Consider the following 16579-nt stretch of genomic DNA (forward strand, 5'->3'; position numbering starts at 1 on the left):
GGCAGCTCCTGGTCACCGGCCCAGCGCCGCCATCGCGGCGTTGTGGCCGGGCACCCCGCTGACCCCGCCGCCGCGCACCGCACCGGCCCCGCAGAGCAGCACATTGGCGTGTGCCGTCTCCACCCCCCACCGGCCGGTCGACCCGGTGGCGTACGGGAAGGCGAGGTCCCGGTGGAAGATGTGGCCGCCGGGCAGCCGCAGATCCCGCTCCAGGTCGAGCGGGGTCCTCGCCTCGATGCACGGCTCGCCGTTCGCGTCGCGGGCCAGGCAGTCGGTCAGCGGCTCGTCCAGGTGCGCGTCGAGCTGGGCGAGCGTCGCCGCGAGCAGTTCGGCGCGGGTCGCCGCGTTGTCGGCGGCGAAGAGCCGGGCCGGGGTGTGCAGACCGAAGAGGGTGAGGGTCTGGTAGCCGCGGGCGGCCAGGTCCGGACCGAGGATCGACGGGTCGGTCAGCGAGTGGCAGTAGATCTCGGACGGCGGGGCGGCGGGCAGCCGCCCCGCCGCTGCGTCCCGGTAGGCGTCGGCGAGCTGCCCGTACCCCTCGGCGATGTGGAACGTCCCGGCGAAGGCCGCGCGCGGGTCGACGGAGCGGTCGCGCAGCCGGGGCAGCCGGGTGAGCAGCATGTTCACCTTCAGCTGCGCGCCCTCGGCCGGGGCCGGCGGTTCCTCCCCGAGGAGCGCGGCGAGCGCCTGCGGGGAGGCATTGACCAGGACCTTGCGGGCCGCGACGGTCTGCTCGCCCTCGGGTGAGCGGACGGTGACCTCGGCCCGTGTCCCGTCGGTGTCGATCCGGGTCGCCTCGTGCCGGACCCGGATGTGCGCCCCGGCCGCGCGGGCGGCGCCGGCCAGGGCGTCGGTGAGCGCGCCCATGCCGCCGACGGGGACGTCCCAGTCGCCGGTGGAGCCGCCGATGACGTGGTAGAGGAAGCAGCGGTTCTGGAGCAGCGACGGATCGTGCGCGTCGGCGAAGGTGCCGATCAGGGCGTCGGTGAGGACGACGCCGCGTACCAGGTCGTCGGTGAAGTTCTTCTCGACGGCGACGCCGATGGGCTCCTCGAAGAGCGTCCGCCAGGCCTGCGGGTCGTCGATCCGCTCGCGCAGGGCGTCGCGGCCGGGCAGCGGTTCGGTGAGGGTCGGGAAGACTCGTTCGGCGACGTGCCGGGTCATCCCGTAGAACCGCTGCCAGGCCGCGTACTCCCGGTCGGAGCCGGTGAGCGCGGCGAACGAGTCCCGGGTGCCCTCCCCGCCGACGAGCAGCCCGGTGGCACGGCCGCCGCGCACGGTCGGGGTGTACGAGGAGACGGTCCGCTTCCGTACCGCGAAGTCCAGTCCGAGATCGCCGACGATCTTCTTCGGGAGCAGGGACACCAGGTACGAGTAGCGCGACAGGCGGGCGTCGACCCCGTCGAAGGGGCGGGTCGAGACGGCCGCTCCCCCGGTGGTGGCCAGCCGCTCCAGGACCAGGACGGACTGTCCGGCACGGGCGAGGTAGGCGGCGGCGACCAGACCGTTGTGGCCGCCGCCCACGATCACTGCGTCATAGCTGTCGGGTGCGGGCATGACCCTTCGTAGCACGGCGCGATCGCCCGTGGCCAGAGGCCGTGGTGCCCGGTCGGTGCGGCGGCCGCTGCCCACTGCGCAACGCCGACCTGCCGCGTGACCACAGCCCGTGGTACCCCGTCAGTGCGGCGGCCGCTGCCCACTGCGCAACGCCGCGACCTGCCGGTAGAGCTCGACGGCCTCCGTGCCCCGGCCGAGCTGCTCCAGGCAGTGCGCCTCGTCGTTGCGGGCGGCGAGGGCGTCGGGGTGATCGGCGCCCAGGAGCCGGTCGCGGGCCGCGGCGACGGTGCGGTAGACGGTGAGGGCGTCGGCCCAGCGGCCGAGCCACCCGAGGCCGACGGCGACCTCGCGACGGCTCACGAGGGTGTCGGCGTGGTCCGGGCCCAGCACGCGTTCGCGGATCGCGCACACGTCGCGCGCCTCGGCGAGCGCCTCCTCCCAGCGGGCCAGGCGCCCCAGGTTGACGCCGAGGCCGTGACGGGCGCGGAGCGTCTCGGGGTCGGCGGCGCCACCCACCCTGGTCCGGTCCGCCACGAGGGCGCAGTACAGCTCCAGGGCCTCCGCGCTGCGGCCCAGGCGGCCGAGGCTGATGCCGACCTCGTAGCGGGCGGAGAGCGTGTCGGGGTGGTCGGGGCCGAGCGATCTCGACCGGGCCCGGGCGACGTCCCGGTACGCCTGCAGGGCCTCCGTCCAGCGCCCCAGCCGGCCCAGGGTGTATGCCACCTCGTAGAGCGTGACCAGGGTGTCGGGGTGGTCGGCGCCGAGCAGCCGGCCGCGGGCCGCCGCCACGTCCCTGGCCATCCGGCAGGAGTCCTCCAGGCGGCCGAGCCTGCCGAGGTTGAAGGCGAGGTTGTGGCGGCAGCGCAGGGTGTCGGGGTGGTCGGGGCCCATGGACCGTTCCCGGGAGGCGAGCACCTCGGCGTACACCTGATGGGCCTCGAAGTGCCGGCCCAGCCGGCCCAGCACGTACGCCGACTCCTGGCGGGCGGCCAGGGTTTCCGGGTGGTCGGGGCCCAGGGCGCGCTCGCGGCCCCGGGCGACGCGCTCGAACTCCCGCAGGGCGTCCGTGGCACGTCCGGTGCGGCTGAGGGTGAAGCCGATCTCGTAGCGGCTGGCGAGCGTGTCGGGGTGGTCGGGGCCCAGCGCGTGCTCCCGTTCGGCGGCGACCGCGCGATGCACTTCGCCGGCCTCCTCCCAGTGGCCGAGGCGGCCCAGGTTGAGGCCCGCGCTGTGCCGGCTTGCGAGGACCGCCAGCAGTTCCGGCGACGGGGTCGGGCGCTCGGCCCTGACCGGCGGCAGTTCGCCGGTGAGGCCGCGCAGGTCGGTGCCGGTGGTCCACTCGCCGGTGAGCCCTGCCCAGTGGTCGGGCGGGGCGAGCACGGCGTGGGTACCGGTCGCCCTGTGCCCGGTGGTCATGGAGCGGGCCCAGGCGGGCAGCTGCTGCCCCGGGAGCACGACGGGGACGGGCGGTGCGAGCGGCACCCGCCCGGTGGGCGGCAGGTGCGGCTGCTCACCGGTGCGGCCGACGGCGATCCGCTGCCGCAGATCGCCCGCGTCGACGGGCCGCTCCTCGGGGGTCTTGGCCAGCAGTTCCAGCACGACCCGGTCGAAGAAGCCCGGCAGTTCGGCCCGGTGGGTACGCAGCGGGCGGGGCTGGGTGTCACGGTGTCCGACGAGGACGGCCCAGGCGTCGTCGAGGTCGAACGGCGGCACCCCGGTGGCGATCTCGTACAGCACGCAGCCCAGTGAGTAGAGGTCGCTGCGGTGGTCGATCTGGCCGCCGCTGATCTGCTCGGGCGACATGTAGTGCGGGGTGCCCATGGCGATGCCGGTGCCGGTGAGGCGGGAGGTGAAGCCGATGTCGTGGCCGAGCCGGGCGATGCCGAAGTCGCAGATCTTCACCGTGCCGTCGGCCAGCCGCATGATGTTGGCGGGCTTGAGGTCGCGGTGCACGATGCCCTGCTGGTGGGTGTAGCCGAGGGCGTCGGCGACCTGTTCGGCGATGTCGACGACGTCCGGAACCGGCAGCGGGTGCTGCTTGTTGTCCTCCAGGATCTGGCTGAGGTTGCGCCCGTCGAGGAGCTCCATGACCAGGTAGAGAACGCCCTCGTGCTCGCCGAAGTCGTGGACGACGGTGACGCCGCGGTGCTGGAGCGCGGCGGCGACCCGGGCCTCGCGGCGGAAGCGTTCGCGCAGGACGCGGGTGAAGGACTGGTCGTGCTGGGGCCCCATCGGCTTGAGGCATTTGACGGCGACATGGCGACCGAGCGACTCGTCGCGGGCGCGCCACACCTCACCCATGCCCCCGCGCCCGATCAGATCGAGCAGTCGGTACCGGCTCTGGATCAGCCTGGTGTCCGCCATCTCCTGCTGTCGCCCCCGTCTGCTCCGCCTGCTGTCTGCTGCTGCGCCCTCCCCGGCCCGTCCAGTATGGCGGCCCGGCTTCGCAGTTTGTACGGGGTGGGGCGGCTGCCGGGACCGAGCCGGGCCATCGCGTTCAGAATGTGACCGGGCGGGAGCCGCCAGCGGAGCCGGGCGGGGATGCTGCGCAGCACGGTTCCGGTGGTGCGAAGGCGCCGGTCGACGGTGCGCACCGGTGCGGCGGGTCTGCCGTAGAGCTCATGGGCGTACGGGGGCAGTGACTGGTAGGCGAGTTCCGCGACGCGCCGCCACAGCAGGGCCCGCGCCGGCACGAGCAGCGGGTGGACGGGGGGCCGGCGCAGGAAGTCGTCGACGTCCAGCGCCTCCGCGGACGCGGCGAGCCGGGGACGTACGCCCTCGAAGTAGGCGGCGAGCTGTGCGGTGGTGGCCGGGACGTCCACGGGGTCGAGGCCTACGAGGCGGGCGCTGTGGCGGTGCTCGTCGACGTAGCGGTCGGCCTGGGCGGTGGTGAGGGGGAAGCCGGACCGTCGTTCGACCTGGAGGTAGGAGTCCACCTCCGCGCAGTGCACCCACAGCAGCAGTTCGGGCTCGTCGACGCCGTAGCTCTCGCCGGTCCGGGGGTCGGTGGCCTTGATGAGCCGGTGGATCCTGCGGACCCGGGCACCGGCCTGCTCGGCGGCCTCGGTGGTGCCGTAGGTGATCGTGCCGACGAAGTCGGCCGTGCGCATCAGCCTTCCCCAGGCGTCCTTGCGGAAGTCGGAGTTCTGCACGACGCCGCGTACGGCCCGCGGGTGCAGCGCCTGGAGGTAGAGCGCCCGGACTCCGGCGATCCACATCATCGGGTCGCCGTGCATCTGCCAGGTGACGGATTCGGGCCCGAAGAGCCCCGGGTCGGCGTCCACCATGTCGCTCGTACCTCCCGCTCGGCGGCGTACGCACGTACGCCGTACGCCTCCACAGGATGCGCGCGACCGGGCCGAAGCTCCAGACCCCCGCGCCTCACTCGTGGGGGACGACCGCGACGGGACAGCGGGCGTGATGGATGGCGGCCTGGGCCACGGGGCCCAGGGACGGTGCCGGGCCACGGTGGCGCCTGCCCCGGCCGACGACCAGCAGATCGGCACCCTCGGCGGCCTGCACGACGGCCTTGGCGGGGCTCACCAGCACCGTGCCGTCGGTGACGTCCACCTGCGGGAACCTCTCACGCCAGGGAAGGAGGGTACGGCCGAGGAGCTTTCGCGTGTCCTGGACGATCTCCTCGGCCACGTCGTGGTCCACGCCCCAGGGCACGTACGCCTCCACCGGCAGGCTCCGGCCGTGGACGGCCCGCAGCGGCATGCCGCGCGCGGCGGCGGTCTCGAAGGCGAATCGGAGCAGGTCCTCGCAGGGTCCGTGCAGCTTGACCGCCACCACCACACCGCTCGTCCCGCCCGGGGCGGGCCGCCGGCCGTCGTCCCCCGTACCGGCCCGCACCAGGACCACCGGCCGTTCGGCGCGGGCCACGACGGGCAGGCTGATGTCACCGAGGAAGTAGCTCTCGACGGGCACCAGCCCACGCGAACCGAGCACGGTCATCTCGGACTCCGCCGCCGCTTGCAGCAGGGCGTGCTCTGCGTCGTCGGCGACCAGGCTGCCGACGACGGTGAGGCCCGGGTGGTGCGCCTGGAGTTCCACCCGCGTGGTGTCCACGATGCGTCTCGCCCAGTAGTTCTGGTCCTTCTCGGCGGGAACGCCGGCCGGTTCCTCCGCCAGCAGCGGCCAGGCGTGCAGCAGGCGCAGCGTGAGCTTGCGCCGCTCGGCTTCGTCGGCGGCCCAATGCGCTGCGGCCAGGCTCTCGGGCGACCCGTCGAGGCCGACGGTGACGACTGGCTCCATGACGAAATGCCTCCGTCTCTCAGGAAGCCGGAACGGCGGCAGAGGATCGACGGGGTCGAGCAGCTGCGCAGACGCGCCGGGCACGGGTCCTCTTCATCCGACAAGTACCCCAGATCCTCCGGCGGCGCATGTGGAGCGCACCATCCGGCTGGCCCGGGGTGCGCGGGAGGCAGATAGTGGAGGGGCGGCGCATCGGGCGGAACCCGCCGGGAGGTGCTCATGGAAAACTCTCGGAAGCCGCAGAGGAGGCCACCCGCCATGAGCGCTTCTCCCACCCGTATCACCTCGGCCCTGCCCGCCCCGTACCGCGCCCGCCTGATGGAGATCGGGCAGGAGGTCAATTTCGAGGAGGGGACCCGCCTCTTCGACGAGGGGGACCACGCGGACCGGTTCTGGATCCTGCGCTCGGGCACCGTCACGCTGGACTTCCGCGTCCCCGGGACCGCCCGGGCCGCGATCGAGAACCTCGGGCCCGGCGAACTCGTGGGCTGGTCCTGGCTGTTCGATCCCTATGTCTGGCACCTCGGCGCCGAGGCGATGACTCCCGTCCGTACCCATGAGTTCGACGCGGTGACGGTACGGATGGCGATGGACGCCGACCCCGCCTTCGGCTCGGCCATCGGCCACTGGGTCGGCCAGGTCCTCGCCCACCGGTTGCAGGCCGCCCGGGTGCGTCTCCTCGATCTCTACGCCCCGCACGGCGGTGGCGGCCTCGTGTGATCCGTTCCGCCGCCCGGGCCCCACTCGGGTGAAAGCTGTGGTCACACCCTCCGGTTGGACCCGCATGCCACCGCGACCACCGAGAATCGGCCCTCCGCCGGCCTTGCGGCCACGATCACGGAGTGCACGGTGGATGGAACCCTCTCGCTGATTCTCCTGCTTCTCTTCCTCTGGGGTCTGTACTCGCAGCGACTGGCACGCGTCGAACTCACCGCCCCCGTGGCGTTCGTGGCTCTGGGCCTGCTGCTGGCCGAGGGGCTCGGCGTACTGGACCTGGCCCCCTCGCCCGGTACGGTGCGGGCGCTCGCCGAGACCACCCTGACCTGGGTGCTCTTCACCGACGCCGCACGGTTGTCCTTCCGGGCCCTGCGTCCCGACCTCGGGCCGTACCTGCGGCTCCTGCTGCTCGCCCTGCCGATGTGCATCGGCCTCGGCGCGCTCATGGCCGTGGTCCTGCTCCCCGGAGTCTCGGGCTGGGCCGCGCTGTACGTCGCGGCCGCGCTCGCCCCGACGGACGCCGCGCTCGGCGCCACGATGATGGTCGATCCGGTGGTGCCCGAGCGGATCCGCCGGCTCATCAACGTCGAGAGCGGTCTGAACGACGGCATCGCCACCCCGTTCGTCGTCGTCGCCCTCGCCGCGGTCGCCGCGGCCGGAAGCACGTCGAGCGCCCATGCCTCCGAGGGCGCGCTGGTGGAACTCGCCATCGGCCTGGCCTACGGCACGGTGCTGGGGCTGACGGCCGGGTGGCTGCTGCGTTCCGCCCTGCGCAGAGGCTGGACCACCGAAGCCGTCGCCGCGCCGGGCGTCCTGGCACTGGCCCTGCTGAGCTACACCTCGTCCATCGCGATCGGCGGCAACGGTTTTGTCGCCGCCTTCATCGCCGGTCTGGCCTTCGGCTCGGCACACGCGGCCTCGCAGCGCGTGCTGCTGTTCGTCGAGCAGTCCTCCTCGCTGCTCTCCGTGCTGGTCTGGCTGCTCTTCGGTGCCGTACTGGTACCGGCCGCCGTCACCCACCTCAACTGGCAGGTCCTGCTCTACGCGGTACTGAGCCTGACGGTGCTGCGCATGGTGCCGGTGGCCCTGTCCCTGATCGGAAGCGGGCTGGACAGCAGAACCGTCCTCTTCGTGGGCTGGTTCGGCCCGCGCGGCCTGGCATCGGTCATCTTCGGTCTGCTGGCGGTCGAGGACCTGGCCCCGTCCGCCGCACGGACGATCGTCCCGGTGGTCGTCTGCACCGTGCTGCTCAGCGTCCTCGCGCACGGCATCACGTCCGCTCCCCTCGCCCGGCGCTACGGCAGAGCCGCGAAGACCTCCGGCGCGCCCGCCGCGGGTCCGGCCGTGGGCGCTCTGCCCGTCCGGGGCCTGACGGCGGGCACCGACCCCGGTCACACCGCATGAGCGCCGTCCGGCGCACGGTGTGTGACCAGGATCGGTGCAGCCCTTAGCTGATGATCCCGACCCGCAGGCTGTACGTGACCTCCGCGTCGGCCATGGTGCCGTTGTTGCGCGCGGTGATCGTGAACCGCCTGGTGCCCGGGGCGGTGGGGACTCCGGTGATGCCGCCGGTGTCCTTGTTCAGACTCAGTCCGGCGGGCAGCGCGCCGGATGTGACCTCGTACCGGACCGTCCGGGGCGAGCTGGAGGTGACCTTGAACGCGTACAGCTCACCCACGCGGCCGTCGGCCGGCTCCGGTGTCGTGAAACCGGGCTTCGGCGCCCGCACCGGCCGAGCCGACCCGACCGGACTGCCGGACGGGTCCAGCTCCTGCAGCGACCACTCCTTCCCCTCGGTCACCTCGCTCAGATGCCAGTTCTTCTTCTCGTCGGTCATGAGTTGCTGCTGGGCGGGCGTGAAGGCGCCGGCCTCGATGGCGGAGTTCCAGATCCGCACAGCGGTGAGGACCGCCGCGGTGTCGGATCCCTCGGCGAGACTGTCCGTGCTCGTCTCGAACCAGCCGAAGTTCGCGCCGATCGACGCGCCGAGGGCCAGGTTGTGCTCGACGCCGAGGATGCTCGTGCCGCCGCCGATCGGGAGTGAACCACCCATGGCGGGAAGGAAGTTGGCCCGGTAGAAGTTGTTGTTCCTGATCACCTGCGCGTAGTTGGAGTCGGACCAGCCGATGCCGCCCCAGCTGATCCGCGACTGGGCGAACCACGAGTTGGACGACGGGTTGGAGGCCTCGCAGATGAAACCGTCCGGGGAGTCGAGCCGGCGGTGGATCCCATTGACCAGGTGAGCGAATCCCTGACCGCGCCAGCCGCTCCAGGACACCTCCTCCAGCCCGTCGTACGAGATGCTCCGGACGCCGGTGGTGTTGGCCATCGTGGCGAGGCGGATGGCGATCTCGTCGATGACCGGCAGATCGCCTCGTGCACCGCCGTACTGGTTCTCGCTGACCCGGGTGGCGTCGGCCCCGGCGGGGTGGGCCGCCGCGGCCGATCCCCACTGCGCCCGGCTGACGCCGGTGAACTGCCACTCGCCGGCGTCGGCCTGCGTCACACCGGAGTACGTGAGGAACTCGTCGCCGATGCGCAGCCTGCGGCCGATGACGTGACCGCCGCCGCCTGAGTCCCCGTCGGCGTACAGGGTCGTGTCCGACGCGGCCAGAGCGCGGGTCAGCTGCACGGTCGCGCCGACCGTGAGCCGCTGGTCGGCCGGTGCGGGAGAGATGTACGGGTCGCCGGCCTGGATGAAGTTGGACAGGGTGTGCACGCCGACCCGCATGCCGCCGGCGGCGGCGGTCGCCACCAGTTGAGCCGCGGCGGCGTCGGAGCCGCCGAAGCCGCTGTTGAACCGGTAGTGCCCCGTCGACTTCCAGGGGCCGGCCGCGCCCTGCACGGAATAGACGTTCTTGATGCCCGCCTGCTTCGCGAACCTCATGGCGTCGGAGAGGTTCGAGGTGCCGAGGAACGACAGGGCCAGGAAGGGCTGCCGGGTCGCCCGGGCCGTCTTCTGCCACTGCCCGTCGATGGTCGGGTACGGCAGGTGCTCGCCCTGCGCGATCTGGCTGAGCACGGTGAGCACGAGATCGGGAGTGCTGCCGTACACGGCCAGCTTCGATCCGAGGATCCGGCCTTCGAAGCCCGGCAGCGGGCCGATCCGGATGCCGTCCTCGCGGGTCCGAACGGTGCTGTAGTCGTAGGAGTAGGCGCGCAGAATGCTGCCCCACGACGTCTTCGCCGCGGCGCCCCACTCGTTCTGCGTCCCGGCCTCCCCGTACGGCTTCGGCTTCACCTCCGAGCCGAACCCGTACGCGTCGAACTCCTTGGGCCAGCCGCCGACGGTCTTGTCGTTGAGCGGGGTGATGCCGAGGGCGAAGCCGCTGTCGCGGACCACACCGACGGCCTCGCCGACGGTGTCGGTGACGCCGGTGGTCAGCGGCCCCCACAGCAGGGTCCGCACGTCCACGCCCGGTGCGGCGTCCAGACCGACGACCTCAAGCGTCGCGTATGTCGCGTGGTCGACGACCTCGACCTCGACCGTCGTCCGGTCGCCGCTGAACACCAGCACGTGCCGGTCCCGCCGCGAGACCTCCACCCGGGTGGGGGCGTCCTGCTTCCCGTCGCCCAGGACGACGGACACCAGGGGGAGCGACTTGCCCGCCGCCAGATGGTCGGTTCCCGTGCGTAAGTCCTTCAGTTCGACGACCCGGCCCGTCGGGTCGAGACCCAGCGACAGGAATCCCGCCCTGATCCGCAACGGGCGGTCGGCCTGCTCCGTGTTCGCCGGCCCCGCTGCTGCCGCCGGCTGGGCGAGGGCCGGCGTCGCGATCAGTGCCAGTGAACCGACACCGCCGGCGATCAGGAAGTTTCTTCTGTCCACGATTCCTCCAAAACGACATGCGTCGATATGTCTCGTGTCCTGCGTGGAGGGTGCGGTCGAGTTGTGCGGTGGTGCCGGCCGGTGTCGTCGCCGATGAGGGCCACGACGCCGGCCGGTCGCCGTGCCGGCTATCTCCCGTTGACGGCGACCTCCAGCAGGTCGGTCGTCGACCCGTTCGAGCCGCCGTCGAACACCAGCCTCACGTACTGGGCCCGCGCGCTGAGGGGGTACTGGTCGTGGAACCCGAAATAGGCGGTACCCGTCGGGCCGTCGACAGTACTGGCATCACTCCAGGACACGCCGTCGACACTGGTCTGGATCTTGATCGTCCTGGGCGTGTTGACGTACTGCTGATCCAGCGTGTTGAAGTCGATGTCGATGTTCGCGATATCCGACTGAGCGGGCAGCTCGAATTGAATCCAAGCCTCTTCGCCTCCCGGCACCGACCACTTCGACCGATCGAAGTGCTCGCCGTCGATGAGCCTGCCGTCGGTGAGGTTCGACAACGCGTCCTGCCCCTGGCCGGCCGTGATCTCGGCGCCCTGTGCGAGGTTCCGGTACGGCAGGAGGTCCATGAAGACCCTGTTCGTCCGGTAGGTCTTTCCGTCCAGGGTCACGTCCGCCCAGACGACCCCTCTCGTGGGTGCCGCGACCTGCGGGGTGATGATCTTGTTCCCCTTGAACGTGAACGTGTCCACTTCCTTGATGGCGACCGGCTTGTATTTGTCACCCCCGGCCAGATCGACGATTCCGCCATGCCATGTGATCCGAGCCGCGTCCAGGCCGACGGGCCCGCCCGAGGCCGACCTGCCCTGTATCTCGTACGCGAGCCCGTCGTTCAGGCCGAACTCGCCGTAGGCCTCTTTCCCTTCCACCGACAACGACGCACTGAGCATGTCGGCGGCATGGACGAGACCGTCCTTGACGGTCACCTTCAGCACGCCTTGCTCGGTCACACCCTCGTAAGTGCCTCGGACCGTGATGCTCGTCGTGCCGTCCGACACCGGATCCACGATTCCACTGGGGCGGACCTTCGCCGTCCCAGGGTTCGCGCTGCTGTAGGTCACGCCCGAAAGCCCGGCTTTCAGCGCGGGATACGTCATGTAGCCCTCGGCCTTGACCTTCAGCACCTTCGGCGCCAGCTGCTCACCGGTGACGTCGACGTCGGTCAGCTTGTACTCGCGCTCGGGGTTGTCCGTCACGATCTTGACGATCGTGTCGATCGGGTCTTCCTTCACATCGGCCAGGTCGATGGTCAGGCTGTCGCCCTTCTGGCTGAACGACGTGACCGGGACGTCGCTGTTCAGCCAACTCACCGACTTCACCCGGTCCTTGACCGGACGAATCGTCAGGGACCTGTCGGTGATCGCGTCGAAGCCCCTCTTGCCGTCCGGCCCCTTCACGATGTGCAGATAGATGTTGTTGTCCCTGGCGGTCGCATATCCCCATTGCGGGCCGGTCGTGCTGTTGGGGAAAGCGAACTTCTCGTAGTTCCCTCGTCCATCGTCCTCATAGCCGTAGCCGGCCAGGAAGTACGGCGTGGTGCCCGTCGTGGACTCGTGCCTCTCCGGCCCGTCCTCGGGACCGAACCAGCCGGCGAGGTTCTCCCTCACGTCGATGAACTCCTGGGCGGCCTTCGGATACCTCGTGGCGATGTCCTGGGCAGAGTCCCAGTTCGGTCCCCGGCTGTCGAGAACCGACTGATCGTTGTTGTCGACATAGCCCCGACCGGCATTCATCACCATCTCCTTGGTGACCTGCCTGAAGTCGTCGCGCTTGCCGTAGTACGGCGAGAGCATGTTCTTGGTGTGGATCATCTTCCACGGTTCCATGGGGGTCCGCTTGAGCAGATGGTTCCTCCCCGTATTGGCGTAGATGCCCGACGCCTCGCCGGTTCTCACATCCGGATCGCCGTACTCCGCCCCCCAGGCATTCGAGTCCACGATGATCTCATCGCTGCGGTTGCGTACCGCGCTGTACATCGCGTCGTAGTTGGCATTGGGCATCGCCTGTGGACCGTCGAAGTACAGGTACTCCGGAGCGTAACGCCGGATGAGATCCTCCACATTCTGCACGAACACATCGGTGGAGTAATGCTGCAAGCCGCCGCCCTCGGTCGCGTAGTACAGGCCGAATTTCATGCCGTACCGCTTCACCGCCTGCTCGTACTGCTTCAATCCGTCTACCACCTTGCCGTTCTCGTCCTTGGGGACGTATTCCGCCCTGATGTGTTTCGGATCGGCAAATTTCGACGGCCAGAAGTAGTTCTGCTGCAGAGCTTCGATCGAAACCAGCGAGTGTCCTTCACGCTTCGCTCTCGCTGCCCATTGATCAACGGAGTAGTTCGGATCCACGAAGTAGTTGTACGTCGCGGTGGAATGGGTCAGCGCGCCGACCCTGCCTTCCTCGAACCACTTGTTCGGACGTTCCTTCACCGTGATGCTGAAGTCCTTCGAAGCAGTGTTCCCTTCCCTGTCGGCCACCTGGACGGTGAAGTGGTAGTCACCTGGTTCGGTGTTGACGCCAACGATGCCTTTGGTGCTGTTCAGATCGACTTTCCCGTCGACCGGTCCATCCGCGACGGAGCCATCGGTGTTCAGCTCCAGACCATCGGGCAGCTTCCCGTCGGTGACCTTCCAGGTATAGCCCGGCGCGCCACCGGCCGCCATGAACTGGAAAGCCGAAGCGCTGACGCCGTACTTGTTGCCGGACGCCGACTTGTTCCAGACGTACGGCCATTCCTTGTAGCCGACAGGCATGTTGTTCTTCGGAAGCGGAGTGTGTATCGCATCGTCGGTCGAGAGTCCTTGCGACACGATCTGCAGTCTCTCCGACGGCCCGGTCACGGAATTGACCAGGCCATCGATCCTGTTGCCGTTCCGGTCCGCCACCCGGCCGTAGAACCCGAGATAGGCGACGTTCTGGTCCTTGGCTGTCGGCACACCGTTTGAATTCACGTCCTCCGTGTAGGTGTGCTTGATCTGAAGCATCAGCCTGTTCCAGCCCGCGTGCAGCTGTACGGCTTGCTTCGTCAGATCCTTCTGCACCTCCACCGGGGTGCTCGGGTTCGTCAGGCAGCTGTCGTTCGCATACAGCCGGTACGAACCGCTCGCACCGGCGTTGAAATATGCCTGCTGCTCGACCGGGCTGTAGACGTACGTGTGCGCGTACACGTACTTGTTCCTCGTATCGACATCCTTCTTGACGGAGTAGTATCCGTAGAGATCCTGGTAGTCGTCGTAGTTCCGGCTGTAGATGCGGTCGTCGAAGTACTCCCACTTCCTGCTTTCGTTGCCGAAGCTCAACGAACCGCCGGCCTTCGGGGCGATCTCCGTCTTCCCGTCGACCGGGGCCTTCGAGTCGTCGGCTTCACATTCATATCGCTTGTCGATCACCGGTGATTCGAATGGTCCCGAGACCAGCCAGGAGTTGATGAACGAAGCGTTCCCGGACACCTGCTGCGCGGACGCTTTTTTCGTTGTGGATACACCGAACAGGAGTGATGCGACGATCATCACCCCCAACAAGGAAGCGAACCTTCCATAGCTGTTGCTCACTGCCGAGTGACCCTTTCTCCCATAGCGACTGTGCTGTGCCTGGCAGGGGTTGTACAGCGGTGCCGGCCGGTGCCGTCACCGGCCGGCACACACGTCTCAGCGGCCCAGGAGGTTCGTCGCCGGGCTCGCGGCCCTGACTTCGAGGCGCCGGAGCGAGTAGCCGAAGGACGACGCGCGCCTGATGCCCTGCATGCGGATGTACCGGCCGGACACGGGTGCGAAGGTGAGGTCGTCCACGCGGGCGCCCGCGGGCCTGTCCCGGGCGGCGGAGGCCGTCTTCCAGTTCGTCCCGTCGTCGGAGACCTGGATGTCGTAGTCCTTTCCGGACGCCGTCTCCCAGTCGAGCAGGGCACGGCGGACCGTCTGCACCCGGCCCAGGTCCACCTGGATCCATTCGCTGTCGCGGTAGGCACTGGCCCAGCGGCTCGCCGGGTCGCCGTCGGTGGCGTTCTCCGGTCCCAGGCTGGGCACTTCGGACGACGACGCGGTGGTCGGCCGGTGCAACGCCAGGTCCGGCGCGTCGAAGACGCGCATGCTCCACAGCGCGTAGCCGTCCTGTTGACGGGCCGCTTCGGTGCCGACGAGACGCACGTACCGGGCGGTGACCGGTTCGAAGGTGAGCGTGTCGGATCCTGCCGACATGCGGCCGGTGCGGTGGGCGACCGTGGTCCAGGTCGTGCCGTCGCCGGACACCTGGATCGCGTAGTCGCGGCCGTGTGCGGGCGCCCACTCCAGGTCGGCCCTGGTGACGATCCGGGGGCGGCCGAGGTCCACGCGGAGCCAGGCGTGGTCTCCCCGGCCGCTCTGCCACCTGGTGGTGCTCACCCCGTCGAACGCCGCGTCGGCCGTGCCCGCGGACGCGGACGCCGGCTCGCCCGCGCTCAGCTCGCTGTTGGCCGGGGTGGCGAGTGTCGTGGCGACCTCGGTAAGCCCCGTCCCCACGCCGAGCTTGCGCACGGTCGACATGAAATCGCTGTACGGGACACCCTGGTTGGCGCCGCCCCACATCTTCTGCGCGAGGACGCCGAAGGTGGGCTCGACCAGTTTGTGCACGTCGAGTTCGGTGTAGCTGGACCTGGTCAGGTCGTTCCACACCGCGGACATGGCGCCGAGGAGCTGGGGGTCCTTCGGTGCGACGCTCTGGCCGTCGGGGAAGACGTTGGGTTCCCAGTTGTCGTAGAGGTACTTACCGTCCAGGCCGTGGCCGTGGTAGTAGCTCGCGAACGGGACGATGTAGAGCAGGGCGTCGTTGGTGTTGATGAACGAGTAGCCGTCCTTCCTGGCTGCCTGTGGGCCGTACCACGAGTTGTTCCAGCTGTTGAGGGTGACGTCGCGGTCGAAGCCCGTGGTGTCGGACGTCATCAGGGACAGGCTGCCCCAGGCGCGGGGGTGCTTGCCGAGCGTGCGGATGTGGGCGGCGATCTCGTTGAAGTAGGTCTTGTAGCGGGGCTTGTCCGACCGGTACTCGTCGGCGCCGAAGTGCACGTCCGGGCCGCGGAACCACGGCGTGAACTCGTCGAACACCGACTTCATGAACGCGGTGGTCTCCGGCTTGGACAGGTCCAGGTGGTCGGAGTCGCCGTTGTTGAGGCCCAGGGACGGCTTGAACCGGATGAACGCGAGCGAATGGGCAGGGGCGTCGAACTCGGGGACGAGCGTGACGCCGTTGGCGGCGGCGGTGTCCTCGAAGGAGTCCCAGTCGCGCCGGTCGTACGCCCCGTCCTTCGAGGCCAGGCCGGACAGTGCGGGGTCGTCGGTCCTGAGCCGGAAACCGGCCTGGGCCTCGCTCCAGGGCCGGTCGCCCTTGAATCCGTTGTCGTTGAGGTGGATCTGGAACTCGTTGAGCTTGAACCAACCCATGAGACGGATGTAGTCGCGGATGAAGTCCGCGGTGAAGAAGCGCCGCCCGACATCCAGCGTGAAGCCCCGCACCTTGTAGTTCGGCCAGTCCACGGCGGTGCCCACGGGGACGGAGTCACGGCCGTCGTCGAGCAGCAGGATCTGCAGGAGCGTACGGGTGCCGTAGTGGACGCCCTTCGCGGTCGGCGCGGTGATCCGCACGTTCTCGCCGGTGACCGTGAAGGTGTAGCCCTCTTCCTCGAACCGGGCGCTGTCCACCGCTTCGGGCACGGTGGGGTCGATCGAGAGCACGATGTCGCCACTGTGCGGTTGGCGCGGCGACAGGGCCGGCTTGCGCCCCGTGACCTGCTCGATCTCGTCGGGGAGGGTGGCGAGTTGATCGCGCAGACGGTCGCGGTGCGCTCCGGCGAACACGATGCGGCTGTGCCGGCTCAGCTCGAAGAATCCGGTGCGGCCCTCCCACTTCTGGAGGGCGGGCACCACTGCGGGTTTCGCGTTGACCGGGTCGGGGGCGGCGCTCGCCGGTGTGGCAGGAGCGGCGAGGGCGAGCAGGGAGACCATTAGCGCGAGAAGGCACAGCAGCTGCCTCGGACGCACTCTCATGTGAAACTCCAAGCGTTCTCGATGGATTCGTTCCTGGAGGTTCGTGCGGGTGACGCGACGGGGAGCAGGTGCCGGCCGTGGCGGGGCCCCGCCCGGGGCCCCCCCCCCCCCGGGCCCCCCCCCGGGCGCCCCGAGGTGGGTTTATTATCGGCGGGGCCGGAGCCCCCCGGACTAGCCCGGGGGGGGTTAGATGTTGGGG

General features: G+C 69.7%; 9 protein-coding genes. 2 read left to right on the forward strand and 7 right to left on the reverse strand.

Annotated elements, in window-relative coordinates; translation table 11 throughout:
- Positions 1-12: 12 nt before the first annotated feature.
- The 4 genes from ACFYY1_RS36340 to ACFYY1_RS36355 form a co-directional block, all read right to left on the reverse strand.
- Complete coding sequence (locus tag ACFYY1_RS36340) at positions 13-1557, reverse strand: phytoene desaturase family protein (RefSeq protein WP_388593300.1); 1545 nt, start codon at positions 1555-1557, stop codon at positions 13-15.
- Positions 1558-1677: 120 nt separating this feature from the next.
- Positions 1678-3921, reverse strand: coding sequence for a tetratricopeptide repeat protein (locus ACFYY1_RS36345; RefSeq protein ID WP_388593302.1), 2244 nt, complete (start codon positions 3919-3921; stop codon positions 1678-1680).
- Positions 3903-4844 carry an oxygenase MpaB family protein gene (locus ACFYY1_RS36350; RefSeq protein WP_388593304.1) on the reverse strand — a complete coding sequence of 314 codons (942 nt, stop codon included), beginning with the start codon at positions 4842-4844 and terminating at the stop codon, positions 3903-3905. Before ACFYY1_RS36350 ends, ACFYY1_RS36345 begins: the two co-directional genes overlap by 19 nt.
- A 94-nt stretch (positions 4845-4938) precedes the next feature.
- Positions 4939-5814, reverse strand: coding sequence for a universal stress protein (locus tag ACFYY1_RS36355; RefSeq protein WP_388593307.1), 876 nt, complete (start codon positions 5812-5814; stop codon positions 4939-4941).
- A 258-nt stretch (positions 5815-6072) separates the two neighbouring features.
- Between ACFYY1_RS36355 and ACFYY1_RS36360 the strand changes: the two genes are divergently transcribed.
- The gene (locus tag ACFYY1_RS36360) at positions 6073-6534 is read left to right on the forward strand and encodes a Crp/Fnr family transcriptional regulator (RefSeq protein WP_388593309.1); all 462 of its coding nucleotides are present in this window, start codon (positions 6073-6075) and stop codon (positions 6532-6534) included.
- 129 nt (positions 6535-6663) lie between these two features.
- Positions 6664-7935, forward strand: a complete 1272-nt coding sequence (locus ACFYY1_RS36365; RefSeq protein ID WP_388593312.1) for a cation:proton antiporter — start codon at positions 6664-6666, stop codon at positions 7933-7935.
- A 43-nt stretch (positions 7936-7978) separates the two neighbouring features.
- Here the strand turns inward: ACFYY1_RS36365 and ACFYY1_RS36370 are convergent, their stop codons facing one another.
- The 3 genes from ACFYY1_RS36370 to ACFYY1_RS36380 all read right to left on the reverse strand — a co-directional run bounded on the left by ACFYY1_RS36370 (position 7979) and on the right by ACFYY1_RS36380 (position 16380).
- A complete protein-coding gene (locus ACFYY1_RS36370; RefSeq protein WP_388593315.1) occupies positions 7979-10360 on the reverse strand; it encodes an Ig domain-containing protein in 2382 nt (793 codons plus the stop codon).
- Positions 10361-10488: 128 nt separating this feature from the next.
- The gene (locus ACFYY1_RS36375; RefSeq protein ID WP_388593317.1) at positions 10489-13917 is read right to left on the reverse strand and encodes a putative Ig domain-containing protein; all 3429 of its coding nucleotides are present in this window, start codon (positions 13915-13917) and stop codon (positions 10489-10491) included.
- 96 nt (positions 13918-14013) lie between these two features.
- Positions 14014-16380, reverse strand: a complete 2367-nt coding sequence (locus ACFYY1_RS36380; protein ID WP_388593319.1) for a discoidin domain-containing protein — start codon at positions 16378-16380, stop codon at positions 14014-14016.
- Positions 16381-16579 lie beyond the last annotated feature (199 nt).

This window comes from Streptomyces sp. NPDC001890 (assembly GCF_042891445.1).
In the GTDB taxonomy this organism is placed as follows: Bacteria; Actinomycetota; Actinomycetes; order Streptomycetales; family Streptomycetaceae; genus Streptomyces.

Excerpts from the sequence above, each read along its gene's own strand:
- ACFYY1_RS36350 (WP_388593304.1), bottom strand. The coding sequence starts at position 4,844 with ATGGTGGACGCCGACCCGGGGCTCTTCGGGCCCGAATCCGTCACCTGG.
- ACFYY1_RS36360 (WP_388593309.1), top strand. The coding sequence starts at position 6,073 with ATGAGCGCTTCTCCCACCCGTATCACCTCGGCCCTGCCCGCCCCGTAC.
- ACFYY1_RS36380 (WP_388593319.1), bottom strand. The coding sequence starts at position 16,380 with ATGAGAGTGCGTCCGAGGCAGCTGCTGTGCCTTCTCGCGCTAATGGTC.
- ACFYY1_RS36355 (WP_388593307.1), bottom strand. The coding sequence starts at position 5,814 with ATGGAGCCAGTCGTCACCGTCGGCCTCGACGGGTCGCCCGAGAGCCTG.
- ACFYY1_RS36340 (WP_388593300.1), bottom strand. The coding sequence starts at position 1,557 with ATGCCCGCACCCGACAGCTATGACGCAGTGATCGTGGGCGGCGGCCAC.
- ACFYY1_RS36345 (WP_388593302.1), bottom strand. The coding sequence starts at position 3,921 with ATGGCGGACACCAGGCTGATCCAGAGCCGGTACCGACTGCTCGATCTG.